16 protein-coding genes are annotated in these 16302 nt (G+C 59.0%); 12 read left to right on the top strand and 4 right to left on the bottom strand.

All coding sequences use genetic code 11. The features are described 5' to 3' along the window. The first annotated feature begins 76 nt into the window (after positions 1-76). The 12 genes from C9F12_RS10495 (at position 77) to C9F12_RS10440 (ending at position 12787) form a co-directional block, all read left to right on the top strand. Positions 77-442 carry a cupin domain-containing protein gene (locus C9F12_RS10495; protein WP_108448837.1) on the top strand — a complete coding sequence of 122 codons (366 nt, stop codon included), beginning with the start codon at positions 77-79 and terminating at the stop codon, positions 440-442. A gap of 119 nt (positions 443-561) precedes the next feature. Continuing rightward, complete coding sequence (locus tag C9F12_RS10490; protein WP_108448836.1) at positions 562-1188, top strand: hypothetical protein; 627 nt, start codon at positions 562-564, stop codon at positions 1186-1188. 257 nt (positions 1189-1445) lie between these two features. Further along, entirely contained in the window at positions 1446-1769 is a 324-nt protein-coding gene (locus C9F12_RS10485; RefSeq protein ID WP_205254669.1) for a hypothetical protein, read from the top strand. A gap of 28 nt (positions 1770-1797) precedes the next feature. Next, positions 1798-2217 carry a GNAT family N-acetyltransferase gene (locus tag C9F12_RS10480; RefSeq protein ID WP_240184227.1) on the top strand — a complete coding sequence of 140 codons (420 nt, stop codon included), beginning with the start codon at positions 1798-1800 and terminating at the stop codon, positions 2215-2217. A 332-nt stretch (positions 2218-2549) separates the two neighbouring features. After that, positions 2550-3065: a GNAT family N-acetyltransferase gene (locus tag C9F12_RS10475; RefSeq protein WP_108448834.1), complete on the top strand. Its 516-nt coding sequence runs from the start codon at positions 2550-2552 to the stop codon at positions 3063-3065. A gap of 420 nt (positions 3066-3485) precedes the next feature. Then, positions 3486-4607: a lyase gene (locus C9F12_RS10470; protein WP_205254666.1), complete on the top strand. Its 1122-nt coding sequence runs from the start codon at positions 3486-3488 to the stop codon at positions 4605-4607. A 605-nt stretch (positions 4608-5212) separates the two neighbouring features. Further along, entirely contained in the window at positions 5213-5752 is a 540-nt protein-coding gene (locus tag C9F12_RS10465; RefSeq protein ID WP_108448833.1) for a hypothetical protein, read from the top strand. A 2-nt stretch (positions 5753-5754) separates the two neighbouring features. Next, the gene (locus C9F12_RS10460; RefSeq protein WP_108448832.1) at positions 5755-7935 is read left to right on the top strand and encodes a hypothetical protein; all 2181 of its coding nucleotides are present in this window, start codon (positions 5755-5757) and stop codon (positions 7933-7935) included. Positions 7936-8187: 252 nt separating this feature from the next. Further along, positions 8188-8601: a hypothetical protein gene (locus C9F12_RS10455; RefSeq protein ID WP_108448831.1), complete on the top strand. Its 414-nt coding sequence runs from the start codon at positions 8188-8190 to the stop codon at positions 8599-8601. A gap of 258 nt (positions 8602-8859) precedes the next feature. Beyond that, positions 8860-11766 (top strand): amidohydrolase family protein, encoded by a 2907-nt coding sequence (locus tag C9F12_RS10450; protein WP_240184231.1) that lies wholly within the window; start codon positions 8860-8862, stop codon positions 11764-11766. Positions 11767-11912: 146 nt separating this feature from the next. Next, positions 11913-12266, top strand: a complete 354-nt coding sequence (locus C9F12_RS10445; RefSeq protein WP_108448829.1) for a hypothetical protein — start codon at positions 11913-11915, stop codon at positions 12264-12266. Positions 12267-12436: 170 nt separating this feature from the next. Next, positions 12437-12787, top strand: coding sequence for an antibiotic biosynthesis monooxygenase (locus tag C9F12_RS10440; RefSeq protein WP_108448828.1), 351 nt, complete (start codon positions 12437-12439; stop codon positions 12785-12787). A gap of 170 nt (positions 12788-12957) precedes the next feature. On the opposite strand, the gene C9F12_RS10435 is transcribed toward C9F12_RS10440, so the two are convergent. The 4 genes from C9F12_RS10435 to C9F12_RS10420 all read right to left on the bottom strand — a co-directional run bounded on the left by C9F12_RS10435 (position 12958) and on the right by C9F12_RS10420 (position 16301). Beyond that, positions 12958-13383 (bottom strand): putative zinc-binding protein, encoded by a 426-nt coding sequence (locus C9F12_RS10435; protein ID WP_108448827.1) that lies wholly within the window; start codon positions 13381-13383, stop codon positions 12958-12960. Positions 13384-13441: 58 nt separating this feature from the next. Further along, positions 13442-14704: a gephyrin-like molybdotransferase Glp gene (gene glp / locus C9F12_RS10430; RefSeq protein ID WP_108448826.1), complete on the bottom strand. Its 1263-nt coding sequence runs from the start codon at positions 14702-14704 to the stop codon at positions 13442-13444. Next, positions 14701-15312 (bottom strand): molybdenum cofactor biosynthesis protein B, encoded by a 612-nt coding sequence (moaB, locus tag C9F12_RS10425; RefSeq protein ID WP_108448825.1) that lies wholly within the window; start codon positions 15310-15312, stop codon positions 14701-14703. The genes glp and moaB overlap by 4 nt, the downstream gene beginning before the upstream one ends. 173 nt (positions 15313-15485) lie before the next feature. Next, positions 15486-16301 (bottom strand): peptidylprolyl isomerase, encoded by an 816-nt coding sequence (locus C9F12_RS10420; protein WP_108448824.1) that lies wholly within the window; start codon positions 16299-16301, stop codon positions 15486-15488. Position 16302 lies beyond the last annotated feature (1 nt).

Below are 16302 nucleotides of genomic sequence, written 5' to 3'. Positions count from 1 at the left end.
CTAACCAGTAAATTCAAGTGACGCCTACGGCGCACATGATTTAGACGTTAGCTGTCTTTGAAACTCTGGAGTCAATATGAAATTTGAATCTATTAATTTCCAAGATAAATACACAAAGTTTTCTGAGCATTGGTCGCCGCGTATTATTGCAGAAATGAATGACTATCAATTTAAGTTGGTAAAAGTTGAGGGAGAGTTTGTTTGGCATGATCATCCTTATACAGATGAAGTTTTCATCGTTATGGAAGGTGTGCTTAACATTGAGTTCCGAGATGGCATGGTCACGCTTAATGCAGGTGAAATGCTTGTAATCCCTAAAGGCGTAGAACACAAGCCAAGCTCTATCACCGAATGTAAGATCATGATTGTTGAGCCCAAAGGTGTCGTTAATACTGGTGATGAAAGTAGTGAACTAACTGCAGAAAATGACGTCTGGGTGTAAACTACAGCTAACAAAGCGTTTAAGAGTGACTCCCAACGTGTGCCGGTTTCGCTTCTCTCAAGTATGGCACACGTAGCTGCACACCTTAACGCGGCGTTACATTAATAGGAGGTTGAAGAGTGTTTGACAAGGCATTTGAGTTCATTTTTCAGGGAGAGTACGTCGCATTTTCCATCGCGATTGTTTTGGGAATTTTATTTAACCTAAAACATATCTTGTCCTTTGCAGACATCTATAAAAAGCGAAGAATCGAGCTGTTGAAGGAAGCTGTGTTTGTAGATTCGATAAATGGAAACCTGAAGGTTCATTTCGAAGATGAAATAGAAAATGAATATTTTAGATTGGCTCATAAAGTGAAGATGGAAAAGGTTGTTAGGGATGCATGCATTGATTGGCATGTAAGACTGAATAGAGAGCTTTCGATCGCTCATTTTATAAGAGCAAGGAGCCATTTAGAGATAAAGAATGGTGAATTAGAGGTAAAAATATCGACCTTCGACATGATTGGCTATTGGTACAATATTATAGCTGGTATTTTATTGTTGCTAATAGGCTCTCTGTTTCTGACGATGACTAATGCTATTCAATCACAATCGATAGTTGGAATTGTTTTTGTGATTGGAGTTTCTCTATTTTTAATATTCTTTGGATTATTTCTCTTGTCCCAGACGTTTTCAGTTGTTTCCGCAAAGAGGGTACAGAAGGCAATCGGCTTATGTAACAAGTCACGGAAGGCGGACGCGTGAGACGCGCCGCTTCGTTCAGAGTTAGGCTTTGGAAGGTGCACCGTATGACGAAGAGAGTCGACGATAGATGGTCCAGCCATCTAGGTATCAGGTCCCGAATGATCGATCACGATAAGTTACGTGCCTTGGTCAAATAACTTTATGCAACGGTTGGCGAATTGGAAGCCATGTTTCCTGGGAGGCACTTTACTCCGGATGGGCATATGGTTGGTAGTTTGGGGGAATGTCTCGTCGCGGATGCATATAATCTGGAGCTGATGGCAGCGTCCAACGAGAGCTATGACGCAGTCACTGAGTTGGGCCTGGAAGTCGATATAAAAGCAACGCAGTCAAATTCAGTGGGGTTTCGAAGTCAACCGCAGCATACGATCATCATCAAAATCTTGCGCGATGGTACTTTCGAGGAAATCTACAATGGACCAGGAGATCTTGTATGGAGCCATTTCATAGGTAAAAGTTTGCCGAGTAATGGTCAGTTTCAAATCTCTGTCAATACACTCCGGAAGCTTAATGAAACCGTCGAGGAAGTAAGTCGTGTGCCAAGAAAAACACCGTCAGAATTTGGGAGTAAGGAGAGCTGAACGATCAGACATAGACGCACTTCTACGCTTGAATCATCAGCTTGGTTTAACACACTTTGACAATGCACCAGAGGCATTTGTACAACCTTCTGATGCGGAAAAGGATTTCCTTCTAAGCGCTTTAGACGAAACGGATAGAATTTTTCTGGTGGCGGAGATTGCAGGCGAGATTGTCGGCTTTGTAACAGCGAAAATTACGCGAAATGTGTCGATTCCGTTTCTGATAAGTAGCCCGATATGTCGAGTCGGCACCATAGTCGTGGATGAAGCCTCAAGAGGATATGGCATTGGACGTATGTTGATGTCCCACTGCGATGATTGGGCTAAAGGACAAGGGGCAGAGCAAATTCGGCTGGAGGTCATGTCCTTTAATGAAGATGCGGAGAGGTTCTATAAAGAGCTAGGCTACAAAGATCAATCTAAGACTCTGTGGAAGCCTGTAGAGTAGAAATACGTTGGAGTTTCTTCATGTTATACAAGTCTATAGTGCGTCTGTGTTTCATGAGTCCACGTTTGAAGGTCTAGTGTATGTGTGTAGTGCGCGTCTCGATTGAGCACCTTTATTTGACTGTATCTTATCTTTATTTCGAGTTAGATTTTTGGAAGTTTTAGAGATCTTTATTCTTTTATAAAAGTGTTATGGCACATATGTGCAGTGCTTTGGTATGGGCTGGTAGTCAGAGAATATACAAAGGCTAGAAAGGTGGTGGTGCTTGTGGGGCGATATAGATAAGTAAATAGGATGTTTTGCAGATATTACCAATGGAGGGATAGGCCAACATGGACGTCGAGATTAGAAGAGCTGAGCCATCCGATGCTCGTGGTGTTAAAGATATATACGACTGCAGAAGCGCTTATGAGGGTACGCTCCAGCTTCCTCACCCATCTATTGCCTTGTGGGAAAAGCGCTTAGCCAGCACACCAGACAATGTGTATATGTACGTTGCTTTACTGGATGGAGAAATCGTCGGAACCCTTGGCCTGGAGGTTTGTCAAAACCCGCGTCGACGACACGTCGGCTCCTTGGGTATGGGAGTAAAGGATAAGGCTCAAGGTTCAGGCGTGGGCACAGCCTTGCTTTCTACAGCGATCGACCTGGCCGACAATTGGCTTGCTCTTCGGCGGTTGGAACTCACCGTCTATGTCGATAACCAACGCGCCATTGAATTATACAAACGATTCGGTTTTGACATCGAGGGAGAGGCTAAGGATTTTGCCTTTCGAGGTGGTGAGTACGTGGGAGCATTTTATATGGCGCGGCTTGGTGATGAACAACATCCGGCTATGGAGCAATAGAAGTCGGCGGCCTCAATGAGCAAGTGCATGCGGCATCGAACGGGACCTGCAGGGCCGCGCCATTTTTCCTAGGCTGAATAGGCATCGGCGTGGGCGATCGTCATATGGCTCAGGACGGACGGTGCTTAGCGGGACGGCGACGTCTCGGTGGTATCTGGTATCGAATCGGTGAGTGGGTGGCTGAGGATGGATCAGGCCAACTGAGGCCGGCGATCAAATAGTGCGGTACACCCAATTGTGCACTCGGTGCACTCGATGCGTTCAGGTTCAGGCTCAAGTTTGGGTCCAGGCTCGGGGAGATGGCGTATGACCAGGCACGTTGGGTTTCGGAGGCTATGTCTCTCGATTTGGCTGCTCGCTGGTTCGTCGGCGGCCCTGGGCGCCGGCCTGCCATCGGGGGAGGGCAGGGAGGCTGTCGAAGTGCAGTGCTCGGCGTGCCATCCGGTCAGTCGCATCAGCCAGAGCCTTGGCTACAGCCGTGAGGGGTGGCTCGAGTTGATGGGCACCATGGTGGATCTCTCGAGTGATCCTGCCCGCCGCGGGGCTATCGCCGACTATCTGGCGGAGCATTTTCCTCCCAATGAGCGACGGGCACCGACGTTGCTTGAGGGAGATACCGATATCAGCTTCCACGAATGGGTGGTGCCGACGCTCGGGCAACGCTCGCGGGATCCGGCCGAGGCGCCAGATGGCGGGATCTGGTGGGCGGGCCAATGGGGAAATCTGGTGGGGCGCATTGATCCCATGTCCGGTGAGATGCGCGAATACCCACTGCCGCCTGGCAGCATGCCTCACTCGGTAACGCTAGATCGTGACGGCGGCGTGTGGTTTACCGGTAACAAGAACGGGACGCTGGGGCGTCTCGACCCGGCCAGTGGGGATATCGAGGTGGTCGACATGCCTGACCCCTCGGTGCGTGATCCCCACACGGCCGTGTTCGATGATGACGGCCTCCTCTGGTTTACGGCGCAGCACGCCAATCGCGTCGGACGCCTCGATCCACAAACCGGTGAGGTCGAACTCGTTGCCATGCCCACCACTGGGGCGCGGCCCTACGGCATCAAGATCGATGCAGAGGGCACCCCCTGGGTGGCCTGCAATGGCAGCAACTGCCTGGTACGAGTCGATCCCGACACCATGGCGCTTACCGAAATCGAGCTTCCCCACCAGGCAACCACTGTGCGCCGGCTCGATATCGCCGATGACGGCATGATCTGGTACGTCAATTCGGGAAGGGGCCGGCTTGGGCGCTATGACCCCCGCAGCGGTGAGGTGCAGGAGTGGCCGTCGCCAAGCGGCGAGAAGTCTCATCCCTACGCGATCGCGGTACTCGATGGCGTGGTCTGGTACAACGAATCCGGGATGCGCCCCGATGCCCTGGTGCGCTTTGATCCCGCCACCGAGACCTTCCAGAGCTGGGCGATCCCGTCTGGCGGTATTTACGCAGGTATCGTGCGGCATATGCGACCGACCCGGAATGGCGAGCTGCTGATTCATCAGAGCGCCACCAATCGCATCATTCGTGTCGAGATCAATCGCTAAGGGCCACCGGTTGTCCCGGTGAACGTTACGCCGACTCCTTCAGGCACCCCGTCGAGAAAGCCTCTCGGCGGGGTGCCTTCGTTTGTTGACCTGATGGCTGATTGGACATCGTCACATTGACGAAGACAGTCTATGCTTCAAAGGCCAAGTTTACTTAGGAAGAGTGTTCTACGGGGGTAGTCATTCTGATTGAATCCATCAGGAATACTTGGTAAGTACTTGATAAATTAGCCGAGATGTTTGGTGTCCTGCGGTCGTGGCCCCGGTGCCTTTTTAAGCACATTTTGTTCAGGGCTGCGCCGCCAGAAGCGCTTTCCTTTCCGTGTCAGATGAAAGAGGCCAGCGCGGGGACGCTGTCGGGGCGCCTTGCCCGTTATCCAAAGCTCCGGTGTCCGAGCATGTTTCCCTCCTTCCTCGCATAGCACCAGATTCCGGTCGCCTGCCTCCTGTTTCGGTGGGCTGACGTCCCGGAAGTCGACTACCCCCGCGCGGTCATCGATTCGATGACCCGGGTAGCGTTATTTCTCGCCGAGCTTCTTGTTGACGACCTGTACTGCGCTGCCCTGCGAAGTTGCAAACGTCATTCAACGTCAAGGAGCCAACACATGAACACGTCAAAAGACCCCGATCCCTGCCCATGCCGCCCTCAGGTGGGGCTGGGCAAGGATCGGGCGGAAGAGCTCGTGGTGGCCAGGGTGCCCCAGGGCTTTGAGGCCAACATCAATGTGCGCCTTGTGCCTGGAGGAGACTTCGCGCTGCCCAAGCGTCCTCTGCGCTGCCGTCCTCGCAAGGGAGCGCCCCGTCGGGATGCCAAGCCGCTGGCGTTACCAGAGGAGGTGATGAAGAAACTCCAGGAGGCCGACAAGGTGATGATGGAGTGGTTGGCCAAGGACGAGGCGAACGCGAGCCTATACATGGCGCGTCCTGTCGAGGCCTTGCTCAAGGCCGGTGTCAAATTGTCAAGGCAGGAGCTGAAGGCCGTCGAGCGGGCCCATGGGGAGGTCGAACAGACAGCAGTAGTCGGTCCCGGAGTGAAGGTGGCGGGTTTCAAGGCTGCGGCCTTCCCGCGTGGTCGTATCGGCGAGATCAAGCCGGGTGCGAAGCCGCAGGATGATGATGGCTTTGCTGTTCACAAGGAGGGCTAGTCATGGCACTGGATCGAACAGCCGGTTTTGACATGCTCGTTCAGATTTCCGAGAACGAACTCAACAATCAACTTGCCACGGCCTTCCTCGCCGGAGGGATCTTTCCACCCAGTATCAGCGTGCCAGTCAATGCAGGCGGTGTCAGCGGGAGCGCCGATCTGAATTTCGATACCCCCGTCGCCGACCTGGACCGCCCTCGGCCGAGAATGGGGCTGACTGTTCCCTTTTCCAATTCTCAGCTCCAGATCACCGCGCCCCTGGCGTTGACGGTCGCCCCGATCGGTGGCGCCATCACGGTGGTGGACAGTATCGCCATGGTGACCGAGGGCAGCAATCAGTTCGCCACCATGGACTTCAATGCCGGTGCGCCCACGCTCAATGTGGCCTTCGATCCTGCGTCGGTGTCACTGCTTGAGCCGCTTCTGGATGTTGCGGGGCTGAGCCTCACGCAGGCGCAGAACATGATGGCGGGAGTCGTGCTCGACCAGCTTCAGTCCAGCATCGGTCGAATCGATCTGACGCCAGCGATCCCGGTCGTCGACGATACGGATGCGACAACCGTCTTCGACATCGATGTCACCACCGTGAACGATACCACGGCACTGGATCGTGATTGCCTTGCGTTCGGTGTGCGAATGTCCAGCGACGGCGGGGGTAATATCAATAACGTCACCTCGAGCTTGATCCCTGCCGGTAGCCAGTCGCTGGTGACGATGAGCAACTTCTGGTTGCTGGCCAGGGTAATGCGCCCACGTATCGCAAGCTCCATGGGCAGACCTGTCACCGATTTCGACACCCCCTTGAGGCTAAACCGCAGTATCCCCGCACCGGGCGGTCAGGGGACGCTTCGAAGTCTCGAGGCTCGCGTTGTCGGTAATCGCATTTCCGTCACGGGACGTGCCACCGACTCGGGTAGTGGTTGGTCGGCGGAGTCGAATTTCTCGTTCTTCATCGATATCGGTCTGGATGCTGGGGCGATCACGGTGACTGCCACCACGCCGGTGGTGGATACCGATGTGGACCTGGCCTGGTGGGTGTGGCTTGCCTCACTCGGTCTGGGAGGTCTGTTCGGCGGTATCGTCGGAGTCATCATTGCCGCCGTGGTGCTGGCGATTGTCGAGGCGGTGGCAGAAGGCATCGCCGATGGTCTGATTTCGGATGGAATCAGTGGGGCCATTGGTGGCCTGCCGGCGATCCCGCTCGGGCCTATCGGTGGTGGTCTGACGCTGTCCAGTATCGTCCTCGATGATCTGGAATTGCGCTCGAGCATCGTGCGGTCAGTCTCGGTGCCGGTAAAACACCAGGGCGGAAACGTCGGTCTCGAAGGGTTCTCGGTGGATCTGGACAGTGGCGCCCTCAGTGCGGGGGTGCTGCCCGGAACCGATCTCGCCTGGAATCCCGCAAGTGGCTTGAATGCCGTCGGTGGCAGTGGGCTGACGGTCACGGGGACCTCCTTCGGCGCGCTGACACCGGTGCAGATATCGCGCCTGCCGCTGGCAACAAGCCAGATGTCTCTGGGCCTGATACCCCTCACGTGGCCACGATGGTTCCTGTTCATGCCTCACCATGAGGTGGTCTTCGGGATGCGCACGTCCGAAGGGCGCCTGGCCAAGTTACGTGCCTGGCGCCAGATCGATCAGCAGGGTGCACTGCATCTGGACTGGATCACCTTCGACACCCCGACGCCATCGCTGGATATTGCGGCACGATGGAGCGTGACAGAGCGCGGAGAGGTGACTGACTACATTGCGAAGGACTGTTCTCGTTGTCGTTCCAGCCCGGTGCGATGGTGCGGCGTGTTTGAAGCCTGGCCCAGGCTCACCGCCTTCCCGGTGGACTACGAGTGGTGCCTGTGTGGGCAGACCCTGGAACAGGGCGATGGCAAGGTGAAGAGCGCGGCAGGCATCATTCCCTATCGACTGGAGGGACGACGCCTCAAGGTCGCGACCGAAATGGGTCAGTCGTTCAAGTGCGAGCTGTGTGTCAGCGCCATCGATGCCCGTGGCCTGGAGCTGTACACCTGTATTCAGCTCAATCAGCCCGGTATCGAGCGGCGCTGCCGTCCGTGCAAACCGACTCGCAAGGATGTGTCGGTCAATCTGTTGCCGGTGGCCGCCGAGCTTGCTTACTGGCGACCCTTGCTGCCGCGGGAGCCGCTGGTCGAGGTAGATCCCATCGGCTAGGCTCGAGCCCACAAGAGACGCAAGAAAGTAGAAGGAAAAGAGTTGGCAGGAAGGGGCCGGTACCCGTGCAGGGTTCCGGCCCTTTACTGATTGGTGAGTTCTGCGCCTCGGCGTAACGCCATCTGGTTGCGGGATTCCCCGCCTGCTGGCGAGGCAGCCTGTCGAGGGAGGCTTGACGAGCGTTTAGCTCGTCGACTTTTCGGACAGCGCCTAGTGGCCGTGCGCTGAACGGCCAATGGAGGAGGGCAAGTAATGAAAGCGGTTGTTCAGGAAGAGATATCCGGTTGCGGTATCGCGACGTGCGCGGTTCTGGCCGGCGTAAGCTACGCCGAGGTCAGGAGCAGGGCCAAGGCGTTGGGCATCCACGCACAGGACCAGGCGCTCTGGTCTGATACCGCATACGTCAGGCGGCTGGCAACCGATCTGGGGGTCGAGCTGGGCGCCAGGGAGTTGCCGTTCGAGTCCTGGGAGGGGCTTCCCGACCTGGCTGTGCTGGCGATTAAATGGCGACGGGAGAGAGGGCGACCGTTCTGGCATTGGGTCGTCTTTCGTCGAGACGAAGGGGGAGAGCGCGTACTGGATTCGAAGAAATCATTGAAGCGTAATATTCGACAAGACTTCGGTCGAATGAAACCAAGATGGTTTATCGAGGCCTCCGTTATTTGAACAGGAGAAAAGAAATTTAGGCTCTCTTTTTTGTGAATTGTCTATCTGAGAACTTTGCATTTTGTTGATGTTGAAATATTTCGCAAGATTGTAGGTGATCGGAGCAAGACGAAAGTCGTTGCTACTAAAAAACATGACGACTCTTTAATCGTGGAATCTATCTTTCTTACGTCAGCATGCCCTCTTTATTGCGCTTTGACGTAGGAGAAAGCCATGTTTTTCTCAAGACCAATAAGGTGTATTGCATTGGTGCCTTTTATGGTGGGAGGAACGGCGGTAGCGGAACCCGTCGACATCGACTTCCAGGAAGTGACGAACCTTGCCGCCACTGTTTCTCCAGACGGCAGCCAGGCCGTCCTCGATATTCAAGGTGTGCTTTGGCGCCTGGACATGGCGTCGGGGGAGACGGTGAAGCTAACAGAGCCTGGTCTCGATCCGGCCAGGCCGCACTGGGGGCCGTCCGGTGACCTTATCGTCATGCAGGCCTACCAGCAGGGAACCTTCGATATCTGGATGATGGACAGCGATGGCGAAGGTTTGAAACCGCTCACGGGTGCGCCCTGGGACGAGCGCGAGCCGGAGCTTTCGCCTGATGGCCGTGAAATCGCCTTTGTGTCCGACCGGGGCGGTAGCTATGACGTCTGGACGATGACGCTGGAAACGGGGGCCCTTACCCAGTGGACCGATACGCCTGAAGAAGAGGCGTACCCCACCTGGGCAGCAGACGGCAATCGTATCGCCTACGTCGCCGATCGCACGAGTATCAAGGAGGTAAGCCGCGCAGGAGACATCCAGGCATTGGTCTCCGATATTCAGGGGGTTGCCTACGCCCCTTCCTGGTCGGCGGGGGACAATGAGCCGATATCCTGGATTCGTTCGACACCAGGCAAGACCGAATTGATGCTGGGCGACGAGGTACGCCTCGATGGACACGACGTGTTCCCGTTCCGCGTGGACTGGCAGGCCGACGGCAGTGCGGTATTGGCGGCCGATGGCCAACTGATGCGCCTGGAAGCCGAGTCTGATGAGCTGGTCCCGATTCCCTTTGCCGCCAGCCTATCGATCGACAGACCGAACTTCAGCCGCGAGAACGATCTTGTCGGGTTCGGGCGGCACCAGGTGAAGGGGATCGTGACGCCAGCGTTGCACCCCGACGGCAATCAGGTCGCCTTTGCCGCGCTCAATGACCTGTGGCTCATGACGCTCGGCGAGGCTCCGCAACGCTTGACCAACGATGTCTACTACGAGTCCGACCCTGCTTGGTCGCCTGATGGGGAGCGACTGGCCTACGTCAGTGATCGCCATGGCGCTCTGGACATCTGGATTCGCGAGATGGCGAGCGGGAAGACGTGGGCCCTGACGAACACCGATGCGACAGAGCTTTATCCTGCCTGGTCGCCGGATGGCTCGAGGCTGGTCTATCAGAATGCCTCGGGCGATACCAAGGTGATCGATATCGCGTCAGGTGAAAGTCGCGCTATCGTCGAAGGCATGTTTCAGCCTGGCCGCGCCAGTTGGTCGGCCGATGGCAAGCACGTCGCGCTTGCCGGTGTCGTGCCCTACACCAGCCGTTTCAGGGAGGGCACCAATCAGGTGCTGGTGGTCGATGTCGCGTCGGGTGAGCAGCGCTTCTATCCGGTTGCCGAGCATGCCTCGATCACCACTCGCTCCGACAATGGCCCCGTCTGGTCGCCTGATGGCGGCAAGATGAGTTTTGTACTGGATGGTGCGCTCTACGTGATGGATGTCTCCGCCGAAGGCCGCCCCACAGGCGAGCCGAGGCGAGTCGCAGAGGGCATCGCCGATTCTCCTTCCTGGAGCGGGGATGCATCCCGCTTGCTGTTTCTGAAAGATGGTCAACTCAAGATGGTGAGCCTCGACGATGGCGAGGTCCAGAACATCGACGTGAGGCTCGAGTGGTCGCTACAGGAGCTGCCTGAGAGCACGGTTGTGCACGTTGGCCGCTTGTGGAACGGCGCAAGTGACGAGGTGCTCACCGATGTCGATATCACGGTGGTGAACGGTCGAATTGCCGCCATCGGTTCGCACGACGACAGCAGGCCACAGGGCAATGTCATCGACGCCAGTGAGCTGACCGCGGTACCGGGGCTGATCGAAGGCCACACCCACCAGACCTGGGGCAATCACACCTTCGGCTATGGCGCCCGGCAGGGCCGCCTTTTGTTGTCCATGGGGATCACCAGCACGGTCTCGGTGGGGGATCTTGCCTACCGAGCGGTGGGCGACCACGAGGCTATCGCGTCAGGGAAGCGTGTCGGTCCGCGCTTCTTCTACACGGGTGGCCCGCTCGATGGTTCGCGCATCTACTACAATGCCATGCGCCCGGTAGCCGACGAAGGCCAGCTAGCGGCAGAGCTGGAGCGCGCCGAGGCCCTGGACTTCGATGTGATGAAGACCTATGTGCGGATGAACCCGGCCTTCATGAAAGCGGTATCCGATGAAGCGGGTCAGCGAGGGGTGCCGACCTATTCGCATTTTCTCGCCCCGGGCGTCTATCTGGACCAGAGCGGCACGACCCATCTGGGCGCCACCGAGCGGCTGGATTACTCGCGCATCGGCTCGCTGACGGGCAGGACCTATCAGGATGTGATCGATCTTTTTTCCCGGGCAAACATGTCGGTGGTGTCGACCTTCTTCGCGGTGGAGCCATCGCTGTTTGGCGACAACGACATTCGTGACGATGTCAGGGTCAAGGCGTTGGTTCCTCGCGCCGAGCGAGATGCCCTTCAGGAGGCCTTCGACAGCGACAGCTCCCCCGACAACTCCCACTTCCTGGCACAGTACGCGGATAACCCCGAAACGTTTGCTCGGATCGTCGAAGCGGGAGGGCGGCTGATCGCCGGCAGCGACTCCCCTCTGGACTTTGTCGGTTTCGGACTCCACAGCAATCTGCGTTGGCTGGAAAGCGGCCCCTTGACGCCGTTCCAGGCGCTGAGGTCTGCCACAGCAGTTCCCGCCATGGAGCTTGGCCTGCATGAGCAACTGGGCACGCTGGAAGTCGGCAAGATGGCGGATATCGCCTTTGTCCGGGGGAAGCCGGACGAGGACATCCGTGACCTCATCAAGGTGGAAATGGTGATGAAGGGCGGTCATGCCTATCGCGTGGAGGACCTGGTGGCGCCTTTCTCCATGAATCTTGAATAGGTGCCTCGTCGCCAGGAACAAGGGCCGTCAATTGACGGCCCTTGTTTCAGGATGCGGGTCAGCATGGCATCGGATGGGACCTTGTATCCTGAAATTTTGCCGACATGGGGTATGTCATGAGGTATGGCGTCTGTGGACTTTTCCTGATGCTGGCGCTGTTGCCGGGAGGCGCCGTGGCCCATGATGATCCCTGGACCAGGGGCATCAACGAAGCGGCGGTGGGTTCCGGCTTTGATGATCCTTTTTCGCAAGGCATCAACGAAGCGGCGGTAGGAACCGGTTTCGATGATGCGTTCACGGAAGACGTCAACGAAGGCGTGATCGGCGCGGGCATCGATGATCCGTTCACCGACGATATCAACGAAGGCGCAGTCGGATCAGGGCACGACGATCCTTTTACCCCGGGTATCAATGAAGGCGCGGTAGGCTCGGGGTTCGATGATCCGTTTACTGAACATATCAATGAGGGAGCGATTGGCTCGGGTAGCGGTGGTTTCTGATCCGCTCTTGTCACTGCGGGTCTCTGGCGCAGGTCTTTGGTGTCAGCCTGGCATATGCACCGGGAAGGCCGTTGACGTCGTCTCATGCTACATTGCCAAGTTCGCCGTGGCGGATTGCGATTTCCGTGACGGCCTCGGAGTGTCCAGTCCATCGTCACTGAGGAAAACCGTTGAGTGCCATCGCCACCACACCGATACCGCCGTACTACGCGGTGATCTTCACCTCCACGAGAACGCCGGGGGATGACGGCTACGGCGAGATGGCCGAGCGCATGGTCGAACTGGCGGCACAGCAGCCGGGGTTTCTGGGGGTGGAGTCGGCGCGCTCGCCGGGTGAATATGCCGCCGGCATCACGGTGTCCTACTGGTCTGATCTGGCATCCATTCGCGCCTGGAAGGCCAACCTGGATCATCGCGAGGCCCAGGCCAGGGGCCGCGAGCGCTGGTATGCAAGCTACCGCGTCAGGGTGGCACTGGTGGAGCGGGAGTATGGACTCGACGAGACAGCGGGTATGAGCTGAGCAGCGACGTCGCTGTCATGACGCACCGCTAATATGACATGGCCAATAACAAGGCCCCGCCGGGCAGCTGCTGCACTGCAGCCCGGCGGGGCCTTGTCGTTCTTGCGTAGTGCTCTCACGTGCCACGCCACTTTCACCCGACGGGGCTGGCGTTATCGCGTCGCCCTTGCTCAGTGGCGAGCGGTGAGTCTGACAGGGGTGTCCCGCTGCTCGTGGCTCGCCTCACCACCAGAGAGCGCATCGACGACGGGAATCAGCTGTTTGATGACAGCTTCCACGCAATCGTCATCGTAGTGGCGGCCGCGTCGCTTCTTGAAGCCCTGCTCGTACAGTCGCATATGGTGGGTGGCGCTGACGCCGGCCTTGTCCAGGCAGTGGGCGGTGCAGTGCATCTGGCAGCCGTCGAGTGCCACGATCGGTCGCCCGGATTGTGCCTTGCGCACCAGCCCGGGCACGCCGCCACCAACGCCCGAGATGCAGGACATCTCGGCGATGCCGCGATGGTCGAGCGCAACAGCAACGCTGTTGGCGAGCTGGGCCACATCGGAGCAGCCGGAGCAGGCGTAGACCAGGGGAAGGGGTGAGGGGGTGGCCATGGTGGGCTCTCCTTGTCGGAACATTCTGGGGTGTGCTGTCGGTGTTCAGGTCGTCGCACTAGCGGGCGAACTGGCTTAGCGGCAGGTAGGGATAGCGCTGGCCGGGCACCACCTGCTGGCCAGGGGGGACCTGGAGGTAGCCGTCGGCTTGTGCCGCACTCTTGAGCATATTGGAGCCCTGGTCGCCGGCGATCCTGGCCACCGGGGCAATGTCGCTGTGATCCAGGCGGACGCGCAGCCACTGGGTGCGGGTGCGGTTGGCGCGGTAGGTGAAGCCTGCATGCACTGCAAAGCTCGCCAGCGGGGCGATGGTTCGACCCTGTCGGCGATGCAGTACCGCCAGGCCCAGCAGGTGCCAGGCGACCAGGGCAGCGGTGGGGTTGCCGGGAAGTCCCAGCAACGGGGTGCCGGTGGACGGGGACTGGCCGATGTAGCCCAGGGTGAAGGGCTTGCCGGGCTTCATCGCCACGCCGCTGAGGCAGATGCCGCCAAGGCGCTCGAGACAGGGCCTGACGTGGTCTTCCTCACCCACCGAGACGCCGCCGGTACAGACGATCAGATCGGCCTGGCGGGCGGCGAAGGTCAGCGCTTCTTCGAGTGCCGTGGCGCTGTCGCTGATGTTGCCAAGGTCGACAAGCTCGGCGTTGTGATCCTGCAGCAGGGCGTGCAGCATGCCGGCGTTCGAGTTGTAGATCTGGCCCGGGGCTAGCGGTTTGCCGGGCGTGACCAGCTCCGAGCCGGTACTGATGACGGCGACGCGCACCCGACGCCGGCAGGGCACCTCGGTGATGCCCTGGGCCGCCAGCAGCGCCAGGCGGATGGCATCGAGGGGCTCACCTGGCTCGAGCAGAGCCGCTCCCTGGGTGAGCTCTTCGCCGCGTCGCCGGATATGGTCTCCCAGGTGCAAGTCAGTGGGAAAGTGGATCTGGCCGGCGTCGTCGATCCGTACCTGTTCCTGGGGCACCACCACGTCGGCACCGCGGGGAATCGGTGCGCCGGTGAAGATGCGCGCACAGCCGTCGAAGGGCAGGGTGATCGGGGCGGCGCCGGCGGGCACCCGGGCCACCACCGGCAGGGCAAGCCGGTGCTTGAGGTCGGCCAGACGCAGGGCGTAGCCGTCCATGGCGCTGTTGTCGATGCCGGGAACGTCGTGCAGCGCCTTGAGCGGCGCGGCCAGGATGCGGCCACGGGCGTGGGTCGTTCTCAGCGTCTCGGTGTCCTCCAGCGGGCGGGTCAAGGCGATGACCTGCTCGCGGGCCTGCCAGGGATCGATCAGGGTGTGGCCCCTGGTCGGTGTGTCACAGCCGCAGGTCTCGCTCATGGGGTGACCTCCAGGGCTTCGTGTCGAGCCGTCGTCCCGGTGACGGAAGCGACGTGGTGATCCGCGCTGCGGCTGGTGCAGCGCTGGCTGTCCTTCACCACCATGGCGACGAAGTTGCAGGGCCGGGTGCGGGCGTCGAGCTGGGCTGCAAGAATGTCGTCCCAGGCCATGGCGCAGGCCTTGGGCGAGCCGGGCATGGAGAACACCAGGGTGCGATCGATCACCCCGGCCACAGCGCGGGACTGGATGGTGGAGGTGCCGATGGCCTCGAAGGAACGCAGACGAAACAGCTCGCCGTAGCCTTCGACGACCTTGTCGAACAGTACCGTCAGTGCCTCCGGGGTGTTGTCACGGGCGGTGAAGCCAGTGCCGCCGTTGACCAGCACTACCTGGATGTCGGAACGGATCACCCAGGCGCTGACCTGGGCGCGAATGCGATAGATGTCGTCGGGGACCAGGGCGCGCTCGGTCAGGCGGTGTCCGGCGCCGGCTAACCGGTCCGCCAGCAGGTTGCCGCTGCCGTCCTCGTCCAGGCCTCGGGTATCGGACACGGTGAGGATGGCGATATCCAGCGGGGTGAACACAGCGCACGTGGACGTATGAGACATGCAAGGACTCCGGTGGAGAGAACGTGAAGGGAGCCCGCCGGACCCTGAGGTCTGGCGGGGGTGTCAGGTGGGAGGGAAGGGGGAGTCGGCACGCGTCATTCGCTAGTGGCGCCTGGTCGGCGCTCTGTCTGTGCTCTTTCAACGCCCTTGATGGCGACCTTTCAGCGCCCTCGTCAGCGCATCAGGGGACCGTCGACGTCATCGTCGGCCAGGGTGAAACCCTCGACGCCGATCTCGCTTTCCAGCGCCAGCAGGTAGTGGCGCAGGGCGACGCGTGTGGCCTGTTCGGTCAGCTCGTGGGCGACCCTGTCCTTGACCTCGGCGTAGGGCAGTGGCTGGCGCTCCAGACGGGCGTCGATGACGACCACGTGCCAACCGTAGCGTGACGGCAGCGGACGCTCGTGCAGGCCTTCGGGCAGGGGTTCCAGCGCGCGGTCGAGCTCGCTGACGGTCTGGCCGCGGCTGACCCAGCCAAGGCTCCCGCCTTCGTCCTTCGATGGGCACTGCGAAAACCGCTGAGCCATCTCGTCGAAGCGTTCGGGATGCTGCTTGAGGGTGTCGATCAGCCCTTCGGCCTTCTTGAACTGCTCGTCGCGGGCGTCCAGGTCGTCGGGGGCCGCCGCCAGCAGGATATGCCGGACCTTGAGACGAGTGGGCTCGCAGAAGCGTTCGGGGTGAGCCGCGTGAAAGCGCACGCAGGCCTCTTCATCGGGCGGGGGGACTTGCAGTTCCTGATCCAGCATCACGGCGATCGCACGTTCGTCGGGCTCGTGCAACGAGCCCGTCTCGATGCCCAGGATCTCGGCGCGCTGGCGCAAGAGTTCCTGGATGACCAGGGCGCGGGCCGCCGCCTTGGCGGCGGCCTCGCGATCCGTTGACGGATGGAACTGCATCTCCCCGGCGATGGCTTCCTCGCCGATCACGCTGTCACCAACACGAATGCTGGGAACCGTTGTGTGCGGCAGGGTTTCCACGGGGATGGTTTGCATG

The organism is Halomonas sp. BN3-1, assembly GCF_003056325.1.
Lineage (GTDB): Bacteria > Pseudomonadota > Gammaproteobacteria > Pseudomonadales > Halomonadaceae > Halomonas > Halomonas litopenaei.
This window is presented reverse-complemented; position numbering and strand designations above follow the sequence as displayed.